A 16,962-nucleotide genomic window follows, 5' to 3' on the forward strand; every position below is an offset into this window, starting at 1 on the left:
GTTTATCTTTCCAACTTCATTAAAACTGCATTTTCATTATTATAATAATTTTCTAAAATTTTTACTTTTTTAAAATTAAATTTTTCATAAAGATTTATAGCTTTAGTATTAGATTCTCTAACTTCTAGCTGTAGACTTTTACTTTCTAGGTTTTTTAAACTATACTTTAAAAGACTGCTTGCTATATTAAGTTTTCTATAATCTTCTAAAATTGCTAAAGAATAAAGTCTATAAAACTTTTTTCTCTTTAACCATAAAATATATCCAACTATTTTTTTATTAACTTCAACTTTATAAAAAAAGCTTTTTTCTACATGATAATAAAAACTACTAAGACTCATTGCCATGATATCATTTTCAAAAACTTTTTGTTCAATTTCAAAAAGTTTTTTTATATCACTTTTTAAAGCTTTGCTAATTTTCATTTTTGATAAATTGTATATTTAGGAATTAATTTATTTGGTCTATATGACATTTTTACTTTTTTCAAGTTTTCAAAACCCATATCATCACCAACATTTATATATTCAATATTATATTTATCTTTTAAGATTTTTGTAAATTCTCTAAAGATAAATTGAGCACATCCTAAAACCTCAAAATCAGTTTTTTCTATAATTACACTAGCCGTATTTTCATTTATTTTTTCTCCTACTGTAAAACCTTTTATCTCTCCATCAATATAAATTACTAAACCTATAATATCAAGATTCTCATAATCATTAATTAATCGTTTTATTGCAAATCTTTCAAAATAAATTCCATCTAAAAAAATTTCAACTTCTTCTTTAGGCATATATGTAGTTCTATCTTTTACCCACTTATTAAAAAGATTTAAAACATCATTTCCATGTTTAGTTTTATTTAAAATTTCAAGACTAAACTCTGGATAAATTTTTTTGAATTTATTTATTTCATTTCTTTTTGATTTATATGAATCCCCTTTTAACGATATTAAATCATCAACTTTATATATATAATCAACTAATTTTTTTTCAATAATAAAATCTTTTAGCATTTCATAAATCAAAGTTCCTTCTTCTAAATAGTCAACAAACCCTTCTAATATATTTTCATGAACATATTCGATTTTTGAATAGTTTTTATTACTATTATGCTTATTCATTATTTCAAAACATTCTAATATAGCTTTATATGTATTATTCTTTTTCCCTAGTGGAGGTAATAACATTGTTAATTCACCAGAGTTTAAAATAAATAAACAAAAAGTATCATTGACAATTGTATAAAAACCAGTTGCTGTTGAAAGCCAAATATAGTTTCCTGCAAAAGTATAATCACTTAAATCTACACTAATTAATTTTAAATATTTATCCATAAGTTCTTTTGCATTTAAATCAAAATGCTTCAATTTATAAGTGCCAATAGTTAATGTTGACATTGAAAAGTTTTCCTTCTTTTTATATTTTCAGAATTATACATCTTATTTTAAATTTTGCATCAAATTTTATTAATTTTTTTCATAAGCACCTATTTATCAATATTATGGGATAATCAATTAAAACTAAAGAGAGTTTATGAAAGAAGATTGGGTAGCATATTTAATAGTTCTTGTAGTAGTTGCATTAATGATGCTTGGGAAAAAAATGATTTTTTTTACTGATGATTCAAAAAACAAAAAGGATGATAAGTGATTAATCCCAAAATTATAGATTATATTTTTTCTTCAGCATCTATTCAAAGATGGAATGATTATCCTAGAATGGTAGAACTTGTTGAATTAGATAAACAAGCTCATAAATTTATTATTGCTTACTTTATTGCAAAATTTGAAAAAGATGTAAATTTTACACATTTAATTGAAGCAGGAATCTTTGAATTTTTAAGAAGAGTTGTAGTAACTGATATTCGTCCTGATGTATTTAGAAATGCTTTACAAAAAAGAGCAAAAGAGATAAACTCTTGGGTTATTGCAAATTTAAAAGACTCTTTAGAAGAAATAGATAATGGAATTTTTCTTCAAAAATTTGAAGATTACTTAAATAATCCTAATATGTACAAAAAAGAAAGATTTATTTTAAAAGCAGCCTCATACCTTTCCACTAAATGGGAGTTTTCAATTGTTTATCAAACTTCTGCATTTCTTTCAGATATTGAAGATGTAAAAAAAAGTGTAGAAGAAGAACTTGAAGATTATTATGAATTAATAGGTGTAAGAAAAATTGCCTTAAATAAAAAATTAGCCAAAATTGTAGACTTAAGTGGAAGATTAAGATTTCAAAAGCGATGGGCACAAACCCCAAGAATCCCTGAAACTTCTGTTTTAGGACACATGTTAACAGTTGCAATTTTCTCTTACTTTTTTTCATTAAAAGTAAATGCTTGTGAAAAAAGACTAGAAAATAATTTCTTTGTTTCTTTATTTCATGATTTACCTGAAGCCTTAACAAGAGATATTATTACTCCAGTAAAATATTCTGTTGATGATTTATCAGATATTATTGCTGAATATGAAATAAAAAAAATCAATGATGAAATACTTCCAAATATTCCAGAAAATATCCATGATGAATTTTGTTATCTTTTAGGAATGTTTAAAGAACATAAAGATGAATTTGAAAATAGAATCTATGAAAAAGAAATACAAATAGTTGAAGATACTTCAAAGTATAATATGAATAAATACAATACAATTGATGGTATTGCACTTAAACAATGTGATAAATTATCAGCATTTGTAGAGGCAAGTTTATCTATATCTCACGGGATTAAATCAAAAGAGCTTATAAATGGTAAAAAACAAATTATGAAAAGCTTTAGAGATGTGCAAGGAGTAGATTTTCTTAAAATTGCAAAAAAAATTGATGAAGAGTTTTGTACTACAGGTCAAACTCAAGTAAGAATGGATTTTGACTGATTCTTTCAACTGAGTATTCCCTATGAAAAACAAAATCATAATACTTTTCTTCTGTATTTGTGTAATATTTAGTACAATTTCACTAAGTTTTTATATTAAATATAATAAAGATAAAGAGATAAATTCAAACAATAATAAGTCAATTAAAATGATAAAAGTGGCTTATAATTCAATTTTTAATGCTCATAAAATAACAGCAAAAGTACAATATTATGAAATACTTGAAAATACAAAAGTTTTAAACAAGCTAAAAGACTTTAAACATGCTAAAAATGAATTAGAAAAAAACCTCATAAGAAATAAACTTTATAATCTTTTAATAAAAAAATATACAAAATTAAAACAATTAGGTATTATTCAATTTCATTTCCATACAAATGATGGGAAAAGTCTTTTAAGGTTTCATAAACCTATAAAATATGGTGATAATATAATAAGTATAAGAAAATCAATTGAAAGTGCTAATAAAAAATTCAAACCTTATTTTGGTTTTGAAAGCGGAAGAGCGTTTTCTGGGTTTAGATATGTTTTTCCTATAATTTATGAAAAAGAACATTTAGGAAGTGTTGAATTTTCTATCCCATTTGAAGTTATAGAAAGAGAACTTCAAGCTGTTTTACCAAAAATAAAATACCAACTACATTTAAATAAAGCTATCTCATATGAAAAAATATTTGATAGTTACAAAGAAGAAATAAAAGAGTCAAATATTCTTAATAATTATTATATTCAAGCAAATAGTATAGAAAATAAAAATAAAATAGAACATATAAATATTATAGAAAAAAGACTTCCAAGTCTAATTAAAAAAGAACAAGTATTAAAAGAAGAAGATTTTACAATAAACTTTATAGAAAAAAATATCCCTTATAGAATAAACTTTTTATCAATTAAAAATGCAAATAATATCCATGAAGCATATTTAACTTGTTATTGTAACTTTGAAGAACTCTTAGAAATAAATAAACGATACTTTATTTTCCAATTTCTACTTATTGCTGTTTCTTTTATTGTTTTATTTTTAACATCTTTATTATTAAAACAAATAAATCATATTATGAAAAAAAATAAAAATATTCAACAGCTTTTAGATACACAAAACAACATTGTAATTTTAACTGATGGAGAAAACCTTCATTTTGTTAATACAAAGTTCTTCGATTTCTTTAACTTTAAAAGTCTAAAAGACTTTAAAAAATACCATAAATGTATTTGTGAACTATTTTGTGAAAATGATAAATTCTTTCATTTAGGAAAAGTTAAAGAAAATGAGAATTGGCTTGATAGAATACAAGAACTTCCCCATTCAGAACGAATTGTATCTATGTTAGCAAAAGATTTTTCTTTACATGCTTTTTCAGTAACAATTAATAAATTTGATGATGATTTTATGATTTTAACTTTTACAGATATTTCTCAGACTATCCTAAATTATATAGAATTAGAAGAAAAAACTATAAGAGATAAACTAACAGGTGCATTTAATAGAGAATACTTTGAACAAAACTATAAAAACCTTTTAAGTGAGTTTAATAAAGATGATTTTCATTTTGCTTTAGCAATTTTAGATATTGATCATTTTAAACTAATAAATGACACCTATGGTCATGATATTGGAGATGAAGTTTTAATACAATTTGTTAAGACGGTAGAAAAATACTCAAGAAAAGATGATATTTTTATAAGATGGGGAGGAGAAGAGTTTTTACTTTTATTAAAAGTTCATTCTAAAAAAGATTTACAAAAAGCACTTGAACATATTAGAAAAGTAATAGAACTTCAAGAATTTTCTAAAGTGGGTCATAAAACTTGTTGCTTAGGAGGAACAATGTATAAAGAAAAAGAAAATATAAAAGAAACTATAAAAAGAGCAGACCAAGCAGTTTATAAGGCAAAAGAAAGAGGAAGAAATAAAGTAGTTATTTATTAGAATAATTTTTTATAAATTCTATAAAGAACTCTATAATTTTATTTGATTGGCTAGCTTCTTTTACTTGAGATAAAATTTTTTCTTCTTCTAGTTTCTTAGTTTTTGAAACCTCTTTTATATAAGCTTTCATAATTTTTTCATCATACTCTGGATGAAACTGTACACCCCAAATGCATGGTTCTATTTTAAAAGTATGATTAGCTTCAAAATCATTAAAAGCAAGTACTTTTGAATTATGAGGAAGTTTTAATACACTTTGAGAGTGTACCACGTGAGCATAAAAATCTTTTCCAAAATTTTTAAAAAGAAAATCTTTTTTTGCATCATCCTTTAAAGTTATCTTTACAGTTCCTAGTTCCATTCCTTTTGGATTAAAAATAACTTCACCACCTAAACTTTTTGCAATAAGTTGATGACCATAACATATTCCAAGTAGAGGAATCTGTTCTTTTGCAAGGCTTTTAATAAAGGTTTCTACTTCTAAACTCCATAAATGTTCTTCTGTAACCATACTATGTGAGCCTGTTATTATAACCCCTTTACAATTTTCCATAAGTGGTAGTTTTTCATCTTTTAAAACATCAATAATTTCAGTATCAATTTCATTTATATATTTTAAAATCCAATCTTCAAAATCTCCATACTTTTTTTTAATATTTAAAAAAGTATTTCCTGTTTTTATAATATAAACTTTTTTCATTACTATCCTAAAATACATTTGATTATTATGAAAAAAATTATAGCTTATAAAAGATATTTAAATTAAAAAAGATTGTTTGAATTTTATACAGAAAAGAAGAAAGATAAACTAAAGAAGAAAATCTTCTTTAGTTATTAAAATGTATATTTTAAATTAACATAAATATATCTACCTGGATCATTTAATAATACTCTTTCTCCAATATCAATATATGTTACATCTTGATAGGTATTTGTTGAAGCATAGTTTTTATCAAATAAATTGTCTATTCCAAAAGTTAAACCTAAATTCTTATTAAATTGATTATTGTATTTTACATTTACTACTGCATAACCAGATAATTCTTGTTCTTTTGCACTACTATCATATGTATCCCAAGAGTCTACAGCAACAAGTTCTGCTCTATATGTAGAACTATCTTGTTTATAATTTAAAGCTAGGTTTGCTTTTAATGGTGGAATTTCTGCTAAATCTTTGTCAGCATAATCTCCATCTTTTTTACCTCTTTGATAAGCTACTCCATAATCAAAAGAAAATTTATCACTTGCTTTATATGTTCCAGAAATATCCGCTCCATAAATTTTTGCATCAATATTTGAGAAGATTCCTGTATTATAAATATAATCTTCTAACTTAGAATAGAAAATCTTTGTTCTTACATTTAGATTTCCAATATCTTTTTCAAAACCTAGATCTACTTCATAATTTTTTGTATCTTCTAAGTCATAATTAGTATTGAATTCTCTAGCATCAGGAACTCTTGAAGACTTACCAAAACCTGCAAATATTTTTGTATCTTTATCAAGATTATAAATACCAAAAACATTTCCACTTAATGCAATATACTTTTTATCTACAGTTGAATTTTCGATATCACTATTATCATATCTAAAACCCATTTGTAAATCAAAATCACCAAATGTTTTTTCTACTTGAGTAAATAAAGCTTTATTTGTAGTATCCGTTGAATCTAAACTTACCGCACCAAGTGTACTGATTCCTGTTGCAACATTTGTTGAACTTCTTTGTCCTCTCCAGTTTCTAACACTCGTATCAACACCAAAAGTTACTAAATAATCTGAAATATCAAAAGAGTTTTTTAGTTTTGTTCCCCAAATATAAGATTTCATATGATTTGTCATATACATCATTTGACCACCATCTCTTAGTGCCGTATCCATTGGATGGTCAACTTTTGAATAATAATACTCTAAATTTAATTCTTTTGAAAAAGAACCTAAATTTCTTTTTGTATACTCTAAAGTATAAATATCCGAATCATCATACTTTGCATCCATTGGAGTATTTGGATATAAAACATTATCACTTCTATTAGCAGTATAAGATAAAGCCAATTCTGAACTATCATCAATATTTACAATTACTTTAGAGAATATTGTTTCTTTTTCATAAGCTTTCATTCCTCTATTTGATAAAGAGTATTCTCTATTTGTATTATCAGCTATTCCATTTTTTAATTGTTGTCCATAGAAATCATCGCCATTTCCATCTTCATATTGGTCAGATTCTTCTTTTGAAGCTGAAAATAAAACTTTTACAAAATCATTTCCACCACTTACACTAAAAGAACCTTTTTTATATCCAAAACTTCCTACACCTAAATTTACTTCACCATTTAGTCCAGCTTCAGGTTCTTTAGTATTAACTTTTACTAATCCACTTAGAGTTCCAAAATTTTCAACATCATAAGGACCTTCAATTATCTCTACACTTTCAATATTGTTTGTCAAAATATGAGAAGTTGGAGGATCCATTCTATTTGGACAAGCACCATAAATTTTACTATTATCAATTAAAATATTGATATTATCTTTTTTTTGCCCTCGTAAGATAATATCATTTGCAATTCCACTTCTTCTTACTAAGCTTATAGAAGGTACATTTTTTACTAATGCTTCGGCTAAATCTGCTGATTTAACTTGTTCTTCACTAACATTTTTTACAATTTTTGTATTTACTTGAGAAATAACATCTATACTAGGTAATTGAATATTTTCATTTGAATAAAGTAATGAAGCAGAAACAAGAGATAGATAAAGTCCTTTTTTCATAATTTTTCCTTTTGTTTACATTTTAAAGTATTTTATAAAGCTTTTGTTAATTATCTGTTAATTATTTAAATTGCTATTTAATAAAAAAGATTTATTTTTATTTATGATATACTTCCACAAAGGATTTTTATGGCTAAAGTTACTCTAGATGTAGAAGAAAAAAATTTAAAAATAGTTTTAAATATATTAGATAATTTAAAAGATGGACTTATTAAAAATATTTCAACAAATAAGCAATATCAAAAGGCAAAACCTGTTTCAAGCTCACTTGATAAAACAGTAAAAAAAGCCCCATCGAGCAGTAAATACTTAAGTCCTGAAGAATTTAAAAATAGAATAAAAGGAAATTAATATGCAAATAATGCTTATCGCTATATTTTTTATATTTTTAATCGCTTATATTATTTATAAGGTTAATAATAAATTTGAAATAAAGGAATTGACTATTTTATTTTTTATTATTGTTCTACTGTCTATACTTAGTTACATGTTTCTTGAAGATAAAAAACACGAAGTTCCTGAATTATTTAAAGAAAAATACGAAAAAGTTAATAATGTAAAAATTGAAAAGTTTTCTTTTGAAAGACTCAATAATAAAATGGTTTCATCAAAAACAAACTTCATTTACAATTTTGATTATATTGTAAAAAAAGAGAACAAAGAATATATTTGCAATGTAAAAAATGTAAAAATAAAAAAAATTGAAGATGAGTTTATTTTTGAAAACTTCAATTCTCTTAATGAAAAGTGTATTCAAAAGTAAGTAGATGAATAAACAAAAAAATTTTATTAAAAATATTAGAAAAACCATAAAAGAACTTGAAGGTTTTTCTTTATATAAAATTGATTATGATAGAAAATTATTAAAAAAAGCTTTTAATATTGCATACAAAAATGGTTTATATGATTTTCACAAATATCCAACAATTCAAACAGATTCTTTAAAATTCAAACTTTTTAGAAAAATAACACCCTACTCAGGTGCTTTAGCTTTTTTGTCTATTCAAATTCTTGCAGCAAATGCAATAATGAATAAAAACAATTTTAAAAGAAAAGAACATTTTTTCAAAAAAAAGTGTGGCATTGCTATAAATCATTTAAGGTCTAATGAGACAATAGTTGAAGCAAAAAAATGTAAAAATGGATACAAACTTAATGGACAATTATCTTGGGCTAGTGGTTATAAAATCTTTGATAGATTACTTATTGGTTTTCATTTTGAAAATAAAGAGTATGAAGTATTGACAAAATTTAAAAAACAAAAAGGTTTTAAAATTATAGATACTCCTAAAACTTTTGTAGGATACTCTTTAAATACTGTAAATATTGAACTCAAAGACTTTTTTGTAGAAGAAAAAAATATAGTTTCTTCAAATGACAAAGGAAATTATAATAAAAACAAATCTTTGTCTAAGACTGTTCATTATGCACTTTATGGTATTGGTATTGCAGCAATTCCAAATATAGAAAATAAAAAATTAAAAAAAGAATCACAAAAAAGAATCAATAAATTAAAAAATAGTTTTTTACAATCAAAAGATAAAGACCATCTTGATTTCTTGCGTATAGAATTATTTAATTGTGTTTTAAATACAATTTCTACTGCAATGATTTTAAATGGAGGAAAATCAATTCTTTTAGAAAAAAATTTACAAAGATTTTATAGAGAACTTATTATGTTTAATTCAAATGGATTAAATTCTCATTTAAAAAATCTTTTTTTAAAAAAGTTTCTCTAAAAAACTATTGTCCACCACCTACTCCAGCAGCTAATTCCTTATGTAAATCAGATAAGCTTGTTGTTTGAGTATCTTTTATTTTTTGTAAACTATCTATCAAAGTTGATAAATTTTCATAAGGAAACTCTATACTAGAAAAAACTTCTTGTTTTTCTAAAAGTTCTATTTTTATAATAGAATCACTATATTCTCCATAAGGTTTTTCTATATGAAAAATATCAATGAAACTTTTTTCAAAAGGATGAACTAAACTAATTGAATCTATTTTATTGACTGTTTTCATAATTAATCATCTCCTTTTTTGTTAAATTAATCAATCATAACAAGTATAATAAAAATAAAAAATAAAATTTTTCAATTAGTTTTCTACAATTTTACTATTGTGGTTTAAATGATTTTGTTGTCTTACATACATGAGGAAATAAACAATTATCACAATCTGGGTTTAATGCCTTACAGGTATATCTTCCAAATAATACCATCGCTTGATGAAAAATATGTAAATCATCTTTTAGTTTTTTTACTAAATCTGCTTCTGTTTTCTCAACTGTTTTTTCATATGAAAGTCCAAGTCTATGGGAAACTCTAAATACATGAGTATCAACTGCCATTAGGTTTGCACCTTCAAACTCAATCATAAATACATTTGCAGTTTTATTTCCAACACCTGCAAGTTTTATCAACTCTTTTTGATTGTGAGGAATTTCTCCATCATAGTTTGCAATAACACTTTGTGCCATTTTAATAATATTTTTTGCTTTATTATTAAAAAATGAACAGCTTTTAAGTAGTTCTTTTACATCTTCTAAAGAAGCATCTGCAAGTTCAAAAACATCAGGATACTTTTCAAATAAAGCTGGAGTAATAATATTTACCCTTTTATCTGTACATTGAGCAGAAAGGATAATTGCAATTAATAACTCATAATCATTTTTATACTCTAACTCTGTAACAGCACCTGAATATTTTTCTTGGAATGCTTCTTTAATAATCTGAATCTCTTCTTTACTTGCTTTTTTAAGTCTTGGCACTATAACTTCCTTCTATAAATCGACATTTATTCTAAAATAATTTTGTTTTTTATTTTTTGGAGCTTTTACTCTTTCTACTAAACCAAAATCGACTAATAATTTTAAATCTCTTTGAGTAGTTCTTTGTGATACTTGAAGTCTTTGTGATAATTCTTTAGTTGTTATAATAAAAGTATTATTTTTATTTGACAATATCTTTATAATTTTTCTTTGTCTCGGTGTTAAATCAATATTATTTTCTTTTGCAACATTTTTAATAATATCTTCTCTTAAATGAGTATTAATTCTATGTTTTAATATTGATAATCCTTCAACCATCACTTCAGATAAATAATAAAAAAAATAAGTCATATCAAAACTATTTACATCTTGAATATTACTTCTTTCAACATCAATAAATGATTGATAATAGTCTTTTGCTTTTTTTCTATTAATTATTTCAGATAATGATATATAATAAAACATGTCATATCCATAATACTTGAGTAAATAACTAAAAAGTATTCTCACTGTTCTACCATTTCCATCATCAAAAGGATGTATATATGCAAATAAAAAATGAAATGCTATTGCTTTATATATTTTTTCTAAAGGCTTAGAAAACTCATCATCTTTTAAAAACTTTAGTAATTCGTTTAACATCACATTCATTTTTTGAATATCAGATATTGGACTAAAAATAACTTTACCACTTTGATTAATTATTTCATTTGGTTCAGTTCTATACTTTCCAATGTTATAATCTTCTTCTAATGTATTTTCAACAGTAATTTCATGAATTTTAAATATTAATTCATTTGTTATTTCTTCTTTTTGTCCTTCTAGTTCAATTAATGCCTTAAAGTTATTATAAACCATAAATTCACTTTTGTCTTTTGGTTGAGACTTTCCATTAGCTAAGGTCTTTGCTCTTTTAATAGTACTATGTGCTCCTTCTATTGTTGAAGAGTAATAACCTTCTTCAATTAATGTTTCTTTTAAAAGCTCTAATGAAAACTTACTTTGAAAGTTATACTCCAAACTTTTCCAAAATTCTTTTATTGTTTCAATATTTTTAGTTAGTCTGAATGTATCAGTAATGAAAAACCTTTTTTCTTGAAAAACAAATATTTCTAATTTGTTCTTAGCTCTATATTCTTTTATATCATTAACAATCGAATCAAAATTACATCCAGTTTCAATTATTATATTTTTTCTATGTTCAATTTGAAATGAAGTGAAATAATTATCAATAGTAAGATATTTTAGCCATTCACGTTCAGTAGAAGGATAATCTTTTTTCATATTTGTTCTTTCTCATTTTTAATAAATTATATTATAATTTTTTTAATTTCTCAATCTCATCACGTAGTCTAATTGCTTCTTCAAAGTTTAAATCTTTTGCAGCTTTTTGCATTTTTTTATTTAGCTCAACTAAAATTTTCTTTCTTTCTGCTGCTGGCATTTTTTGTAACTTCTCTTTTTTCCAAGCTACATCATCATACTCTTCAAGCTTTAGATTTTCATCTATTGATCTTTTTGTTGTTGTTGGAGTTATTCCATGTTTCTTATTGAACTCTTCTTGTATAGCTCTTCTTTCATTTGTTAAATCAATTGCATACTTCATAGAATCAGTAATTTTTTTTGCAAAAAGAATTACTTTACCATTTTGATTTCTTGCTGCCCTTCCCATAGTTTGAACAAGAGAAGTTCTACTTCTTAAAAAACCTTCCTTATCGGCATCTAAAATAGCTACAAGTGATGTTTCTGGAATATCAAGTCCCTCTCTAAGTAAGTTAATTCCTACAAGAACATCAAATTCCCCTACTCTAAGCTCTCTAATAATTTGATTTCTCTCAATTGCATCAATATCAGAGTGCATATATTTAACTTTCATTCCTAAATCAGAATAATAAGAAGTTAATTCTTCTGCCATTTTTTTAGTTAATACTGTTACTAAAACTCTTTCATTTTTTGAAACTACTTTTTTGATTTCATCATGTAGTTTTTCTACTTGATATTCACTATCTTCTATTTGAATAATTGGATCTAAAAGCCCTGTTGGTCTAATAATCTGTTTTGCTACAACTGCACTTTTTTCAATTTCAAGTTCAGCTGGTGTTGCAGATACAAAAAGATACGAAGGTGCTTTATTTATAAACTCATCAAATTTTAAAGGTCTATTATCTAAAGCACTAGGCAGTCTAAATCCATAATCCACAAGTACTTCTTTTCTACTTCTATCTGCTGCATGCATTCCTCTAAACTGAGGTAAAGAAACATGAGACTCATCTACTATAAGTAAAAAGTCTTTTCCTATTTGTTCAAAATAGTCCATCATAGAATAAGGAGTTTCTCCAGGTTTTAGTCCCGTTAAGTGACGTGCATAGTTTTCAATCCCTTTACACATTCCTGTACCTTCAATCATCTCTAAATCAAACTCTACTCTTTGCTTTAATCTTTGATACTCTACTAACTTATCTTCTTTTGTAAAGTAATCAAGTCTTTCATCTAATTCTTCTTCTATTTGCTTTACAGCTCGTCCTAAATTTTCACTTGTTACAACAAAAGGATTAACTGAGTAAATAATAGCTTCTTCTAGCTCTTTTGTTTTTTCATTTGTTAAATACTCATGTTTTGTGATAGATTCAACCTCATCACCAAAGAACTCAACTCTAATATACTCATCTTCATAATAAGCAGGAAAGATATCTATTACATCTCCATTTACTCTAAAATCTGCTCTATCAAAAAAAGCATCATTTCTTTTATAACCCATTTCTACAAGTTTAAGTAAAAATTCTCTTTGTGAATATTCAAAACCAACTTCAATTCTTTGAACCATTGCTTTATATTCATTTGGATTACCTAAACCATAGTTTGCAGATACAGATGCAATAACAATTACATCATCAAAGCTAAGTAAGGAAGCTGTAGCACTAAGTCTTAATCTTTCAAGTTCACTATTAATTGATGAATCTTTTTCAATAAAAAGATCAGTTCTTGGAATATATGCTTCTGGTTGATAATAATCATAATAAGAAATAAAATACTCCACATGATTGTTTGGGAAAAACTGTTTAAACTCTGAATAAAGCTGTGCAGCTAATGTCTTATTATGAGTCATAATAAGAGTTGGTCTTTGAGTTTTTTCAATAACTTTAGCCATCGTATAGGTTTTACCAGAACCTGTAACACCTTCTAATGTTGTATATTTATTTCCATCTAAAATTGATTTACTTATTTTATCTATTGCAACAGGCTGATCACCTGCTGGTTTATATTCACTGTTTACTTTAAATTTTGTCATAAAAAATTATATCTAAGATTAAGTTATGATGTCTTTTATATTACAAATTGAAATAAAATTATATTTTTATTTAAGTGTTTTTAATATTGATATTAATTCATTTGAGACATTAATTAACTCTTTTGAAGCAGCTAGCGTTTCTTCTGACTCTTGTTTCGTTTTTTGTGAACTCTGTGATACATCATTCATAGTATTTGAAATTTCTCCAATATCACTACTCGTTTTAGAAGTAATATGAGAAACATCATTTGATACACTTTCTTGCTTTTTTATTGAATCTGAAATATAAGTTGACATTGAAGTTATTTCTTCAATAGTTTTATCAATCTTTGTAATAGATTCTAAAGAACTTTTAACTAATGATTGAATAAGCTCTACTGCTTGAGTTATTTCTTTTGCCGCTTCATCTGATCTTGAAGCCAAACTTCTTACTTCCCCTGCAACAACAGCAAACCCCTTCCCTGCTTCTCCTGCTGTAGCAGCTTCTACAGCTGCATTTAATGATAATATATTTGTCTGAAAAGCAATTTGAGTAATTATATTAATTACTTCTCCAATTTTATCAGACTCTTCATCAAGTTTAACAATTGCTGCACTTGTACTTTTTGACTGTTCTTGTGCTTCAAGAGCAATCGTTTTCCCTTTTGAAGAAGATTCAGAAATACTTTTTATTGAAGATAACATATCTTCAACTTTTTGATGAATATTAACAATAGAATTATTCACTTCCGAAATAGAAGACGAAACTTCTTTTGAACCATTCATCGTAACTTTTGCCCCTTGACTCATTGAAGAAGAAGTATTTGATAAATGAGTTAAAGAGTCTGACAATTTTTCAACATTATGTTCTATTTCAAACATTTTATTTTTTCGACTTGTAATATCTGTTGCATATTTAACAACCTTAAATGGTTTTTTATCAAAATCCATAATAGGATTATAAGTTGCTTGAATCCAAACTTTTTTACCATTTTTACCTATTCTTAAAAATTCCCCTGCTTCAAACTCTGCATTATTTAATTTTCTCCAAAACTGTTGATATTCTACAGACTCTTTATAACTATCTTCACAAAATATACTATGATGTTTACCTACAATTTCATTTAAAGTATAACCTACTACATCTAGAAAGTTTTTATTTGCATAAAGTATTATTCCACTCATATCAAATTCAATTACAGCTTGAGATTTACTTATAGCCTCTAATTGACCTTCATGGTCTAAATTCTGTAGTTTTTTTTCTGTAATATCTTGTGCAAATTTAATAACTTTATAAACTTCACCTTTTTTATTTTTTACAGGAATGTATGAAGCTTGAATAAAAGTTGATTCTTTATTTTTCTTTACTCTTTTAAATTCTGATATTTGAGAGTTTCCTTTATTTAAGTCAATCCAAAAATCTTGATATTCTTTAGTTTTTATATAAGTCTCATCACAAAATATTTTATGGTTTTTCCCCACTATTTCAGATAAGGAAAAACCTAAAAGATTTAAAAAGTTATTATTTGCATGAAGTATTGTACCATCTGGTTTAAATGAAATTACTGCATAATTTTCATTTATAGCTTTTAATTGTGAAGATTCTTCTTTACCAAGTGAGAATAGTGTCATATTAATGACCTTTTTATTTAAAAATTTAGACGAAATTGTAACATCTTTTTATTTAAATAAAAAAGAAAAAACTAACTAATTATTTATTTATATTAATTTTTGAACTTTTAGCCATAATTTCTAACTCTTTTTCCGCTGTAATAACAATTTCAGGATCAACAGAAAAATCAATTCTTGAATCTCTTCTTTGATAATCAACTTTATTTAATATAGTCTTTATAGCATTATATCTTGCTACAAACTTATCATCACTTCTAATTATTGTCCAAGGAGATTTTTCTGTATTAGTTTCCTTTAACATTCTATATTTCTTTTCTGTAAACTCATTCCATCTTTCTTGCATTTGTAAATCTATTTCACTTAATTTCCACTGTTTTAAAGGATTTTCTTCTCTTTCTTTAAATCTATTTGATTGTTCTTCCTTTGAAACTGAAAAATATATTTTAAGAAAATGTATCCCATGCTCAATTAAATCTTCTTCAAAACTTGTTACTGTGTTCATAAATGTTTCATACTGCTTATCAGTGCAAAAACCAAAAACTGGTTCTACCATAGACCTATTGTACCAAGACCTATCAAAAATAACTATTTCACCTGCTTTAGGGAATTGTTGTACATATCTTTGGAAATACCACTGACTTCTTTCTACATCAGAAGGTTTTCCTAAAGCTACAACACGATAATGTTTTTCATTCATATATCTTGTTATTCTTCTAATTGCTCCACCTTTTCCTGAAGCATCTCTTCCTTCAACTAAAATAATCATCTTTTCATTATGTTTTTCAAGATGATCCTGAAGCTTTATTAACTCTACTTGTAGAGTTCTTAAAGCTTCTTCTTGTGATCTATATTGATATTTTCTATGCACTTCTTTTAAAAAGTTCTCATCAGGATTTTCTTTTAATACTTTTATAAAATCTTCATATTCTAAAATATCTGATATCTCTTTGTCATATAACTTTTCTATTTTCATCGCAACCTCAATTTATAAATTATTTATATTTTATCATTATTTTATTTATCACCTTCTTTGATTTTCCTTCCATCTGCTGAGACTTCTAAATCTATTTTTCTATTATTATGTGTTCCTTCAAATTCATATTGTATTACTTTCATACTTTTTGAATGACTTGCTTCTATATAAGTGGGTATAAATCCTTTATATCTTTTTTCAATTGCAATAAGAACTGCTTTAGGAACCATATATTCTGGGAACTCTATTTCAATTTCTTCTATTTTCCCATTATCAAAAATATCAACCTCTACACTTCTATCATCTGAAAATCTACCTTGAATTTCATAAAGTGTAGAATTTTCTTCTTTCTCTAAGTTTGCTGAAATAATAGTTGCTTTAGGGATTGTCTTTTGTACTTCTTTCATAATATTACTAGGAACTTCTTTTAAACTAATCTTTATTTCTTCTCCTGCAAAAGAATAAATAAAAAATAAAGAAAATAATAAAATCAATCTCATTTTTTATCCTTCTCATTACTTGCAAACATTTCATTAAGTTCTTCTTTTAGAAGTTGCCAAAACCCTTGTAAATTTGCAAATCTATTATTTATAGTACTAAAATAGTTTTCTAATAAATCAATTTGATGATGTTGTTCTTCTTCTTCAACTTTTCTTAACTGTTCTTTTAATTTTTCTAATGACTCTTCTAAATCCTCAATTTGTTGTTCTAATAAAGTTTTTCTAGTTAATTTTGCCAT

At 25.2% G+C, this 16,962-nt stretch carries 17 protein-coding genes; 5 read left to right on the forward strand and 12 right to left on the reverse strand.

The genetic code is table 11. The features are described from left to right. Positions 1 to 2 precede the first annotated feature (2 nt). Positions 3 to 425, reverse strand: coding sequence for a GNAT family N-acetyltransferase (locus CP965_RS12585; protein WP_129062472.1), 423 nt, complete (start codon positions 423 to 425; stop codon positions 3 to 5). Beyond that, on the reverse strand, positions 422 to 1,402 hold the full coding sequence (locus CP965_RS12590; protein WP_129062473.1) for a DUF2156 domain-containing protein: 981 nt from the start codon (positions 1,400 to 1,402) through the stop codon (positions 422 to 424). Before CP965_RS12590 ends, CP965_RS12585 begins: the two co-directional genes overlap by 4 nt. A gap of 249 nt (positions 1,403 to 1,651) precedes the next feature. On the opposite strand from CP965_RS12590, the gene CP965_RS12595 reads away from it, so the two are divergent. Together CP965_RS12595 and CP965_RS12600 are read left to right on the forward strand one after the other, a co-directional pair. After that, positions 1,652 to 2,878, forward strand: a complete 1,227-nt coding sequence (locus tag CP965_RS12595; RefSeq protein WP_129062474.1) for an HD domain-containing protein — start codon at positions 1,652 to 1,654, stop codon at positions 2,876 to 2,878. A gap of 22 nt (positions 2,879 to 2,900) precedes the next feature. Further along, complete coding sequence (locus CP965_RS12600) at positions 2,901 to 4,808, forward strand: sensor domain-containing diguanylate cyclase (protein WP_129062475.1); 1,908 nt, start codon at positions 2,901 to 2,903, stop codon at positions 4,806 to 4,808. On the opposite strand, the gene CP965_RS12605 is transcribed toward CP965_RS12600, so the two are convergent. Further along, positions 4,798 to 5,508, reverse strand: coding sequence for a glutamine amidotransferase (locus CP965_RS12605; RefSeq protein ID WP_129062476.1), 711 nt, complete (start codon positions 5,506 to 5,508; stop codon positions 4,798 to 4,800). The two genes, CP965_RS12600 and CP965_RS12605, sit on opposite strands and share 11 nt — an antisense overlap. Positions 5,509 to 5,642: 134 nt before the next feature. Continuing rightward, a complete protein-coding gene (locus CP965_RS12610; protein WP_129062477.1) occupies positions 5,643 to 7,580 on the reverse strand; it encodes a TonB-dependent receptor in 1,938 nt (645 codons plus the stop codon). Between the two features lie 129 nt (positions 7,581 to 7,709). Between CP965_RS12610 and CP965_RS12615 the strand changes: the two genes are divergently transcribed. From CP965_RS12615 to CP965_RS12625, 3 genes are all read left to right on the forward strand, one after another. Further along, positions 7,710 to 7,931: a hypothetical protein gene (locus CP965_RS12615; protein WP_129062478.1), complete on the forward strand. Its 222-nt coding sequence runs from the start codon at positions 7,710 to 7,712 to the stop codon at positions 7,929 to 7,931. A gap of 88 nt (positions 7,932 to 8,019) precedes the next feature. Further along, on the forward strand, positions 8,020 to 8,343 hold the full coding sequence (locus CP965_RS12620; protein ID WP_164971027.1) for a hypothetical protein: 324 nt from the start codon (positions 8,020 to 8,022) through the stop codon (positions 8,341 to 8,343). A 4-nt stretch (positions 8,344 to 8,347) separates the two neighbouring features. Further along, on the forward strand, positions 8,348 to 9,319 hold the full coding sequence (locus tag CP965_RS12625; RefSeq protein WP_129062480.1) for a hypothetical protein: 972 nt from the start codon (positions 8,348 to 8,350) through the stop codon (positions 9,317 to 9,319). Positions 9,320 to 9,323: 4 nt separating this feature from the next. Here CP965_RS12625 and CP965_RS12630 read toward each other — a convergent pair whose 3' ends face one another. From CP965_RS12630 to CP965_RS12665, 8 genes are all read right to left on the reverse strand, one after another. After that, positions 9,324 to 9,602, reverse strand: coding sequence for a hypothetical protein (locus CP965_RS12630; RefSeq protein ID WP_129062481.1), 279 nt, complete (start codon positions 9,600 to 9,602; stop codon positions 9,324 to 9,326). A gap of 94 nt (positions 9,603 to 9,696) precedes the next feature. Further along, complete coding sequence (gene nth, locus CP965_RS12635) at positions 9,697 to 10,350, reverse strand: endonuclease III (protein WP_129062482.1); 654 nt, start codon at positions 10,348 to 10,350, stop codon at positions 9,697 to 9,699. A gap of 12 nt (positions 10,351 to 10,362) precedes the next feature. Continuing rightward, complete coding sequence (locus tag CP965_RS12640) at positions 10,363 to 11,634, reverse strand: Fic family protein (RefSeq protein ID WP_129062483.1); 1,272 nt, start codon at positions 11,632 to 11,634, stop codon at positions 10,363 to 10,365. A gap of 31 nt (positions 11,635 to 11,665) precedes the next feature. Next, positions 11,666 to 13,639, reverse strand: a complete 1,974-nt coding sequence (gene uvrB / locus CP965_RS12645) for an excinuclease ABC subunit UvrB (RefSeq protein ID WP_129062484.1) — start codon at positions 13,637 to 13,639, stop codon at positions 11,666 to 11,668. 66 nt (positions 13,640 to 13,705) lie between these two features. Beyond that, positions 13,706 to 15,250, reverse strand: a complete 1,545-nt coding sequence (locus CP965_RS12650; RefSeq protein ID WP_129062485.1) for a methyl-accepting chemotaxis protein — start codon at positions 15,248 to 15,250, stop codon at positions 13,706 to 13,708. A gap of 79 nt (positions 15,251 to 15,329) precedes the next feature. Next, complete coding sequence (gene ppk2 / locus CP965_RS12655; protein ID WP_129062486.1) at positions 15,330 to 16,223, reverse strand: polyphosphate kinase 2; 894 nt, start codon at positions 16,221 to 16,223, stop codon at positions 15,330 to 15,332. Positions 16,224 to 16,264: 41 nt separating this feature from the next. Beyond that, positions 16,265 to 16,723, reverse strand: a complete 459-nt coding sequence (locus CP965_RS12660; RefSeq protein WP_129062487.1) for a hypothetical protein — start codon at positions 16,721 to 16,723, stop codon at positions 16,265 to 16,267. Continuing rightward, entirely contained in the window at positions 16,720 to 16,962 is a 243-nt protein-coding gene (locus CP965_RS12665; protein ID WP_129062488.1) for a hypothetical protein, read from the reverse strand. Before CP965_RS12665 ends, CP965_RS12660 begins: the two co-directional genes overlap by 4 nt.

The organism is Halarcobacter mediterraneus, assembly GCF_004116625.1.
GTDB lineage: Bacteria > Campylobacterota > Campylobacteria > Campylobacterales > Arcobacteraceae > Halarcobacter > Halarcobacter mediterraneus.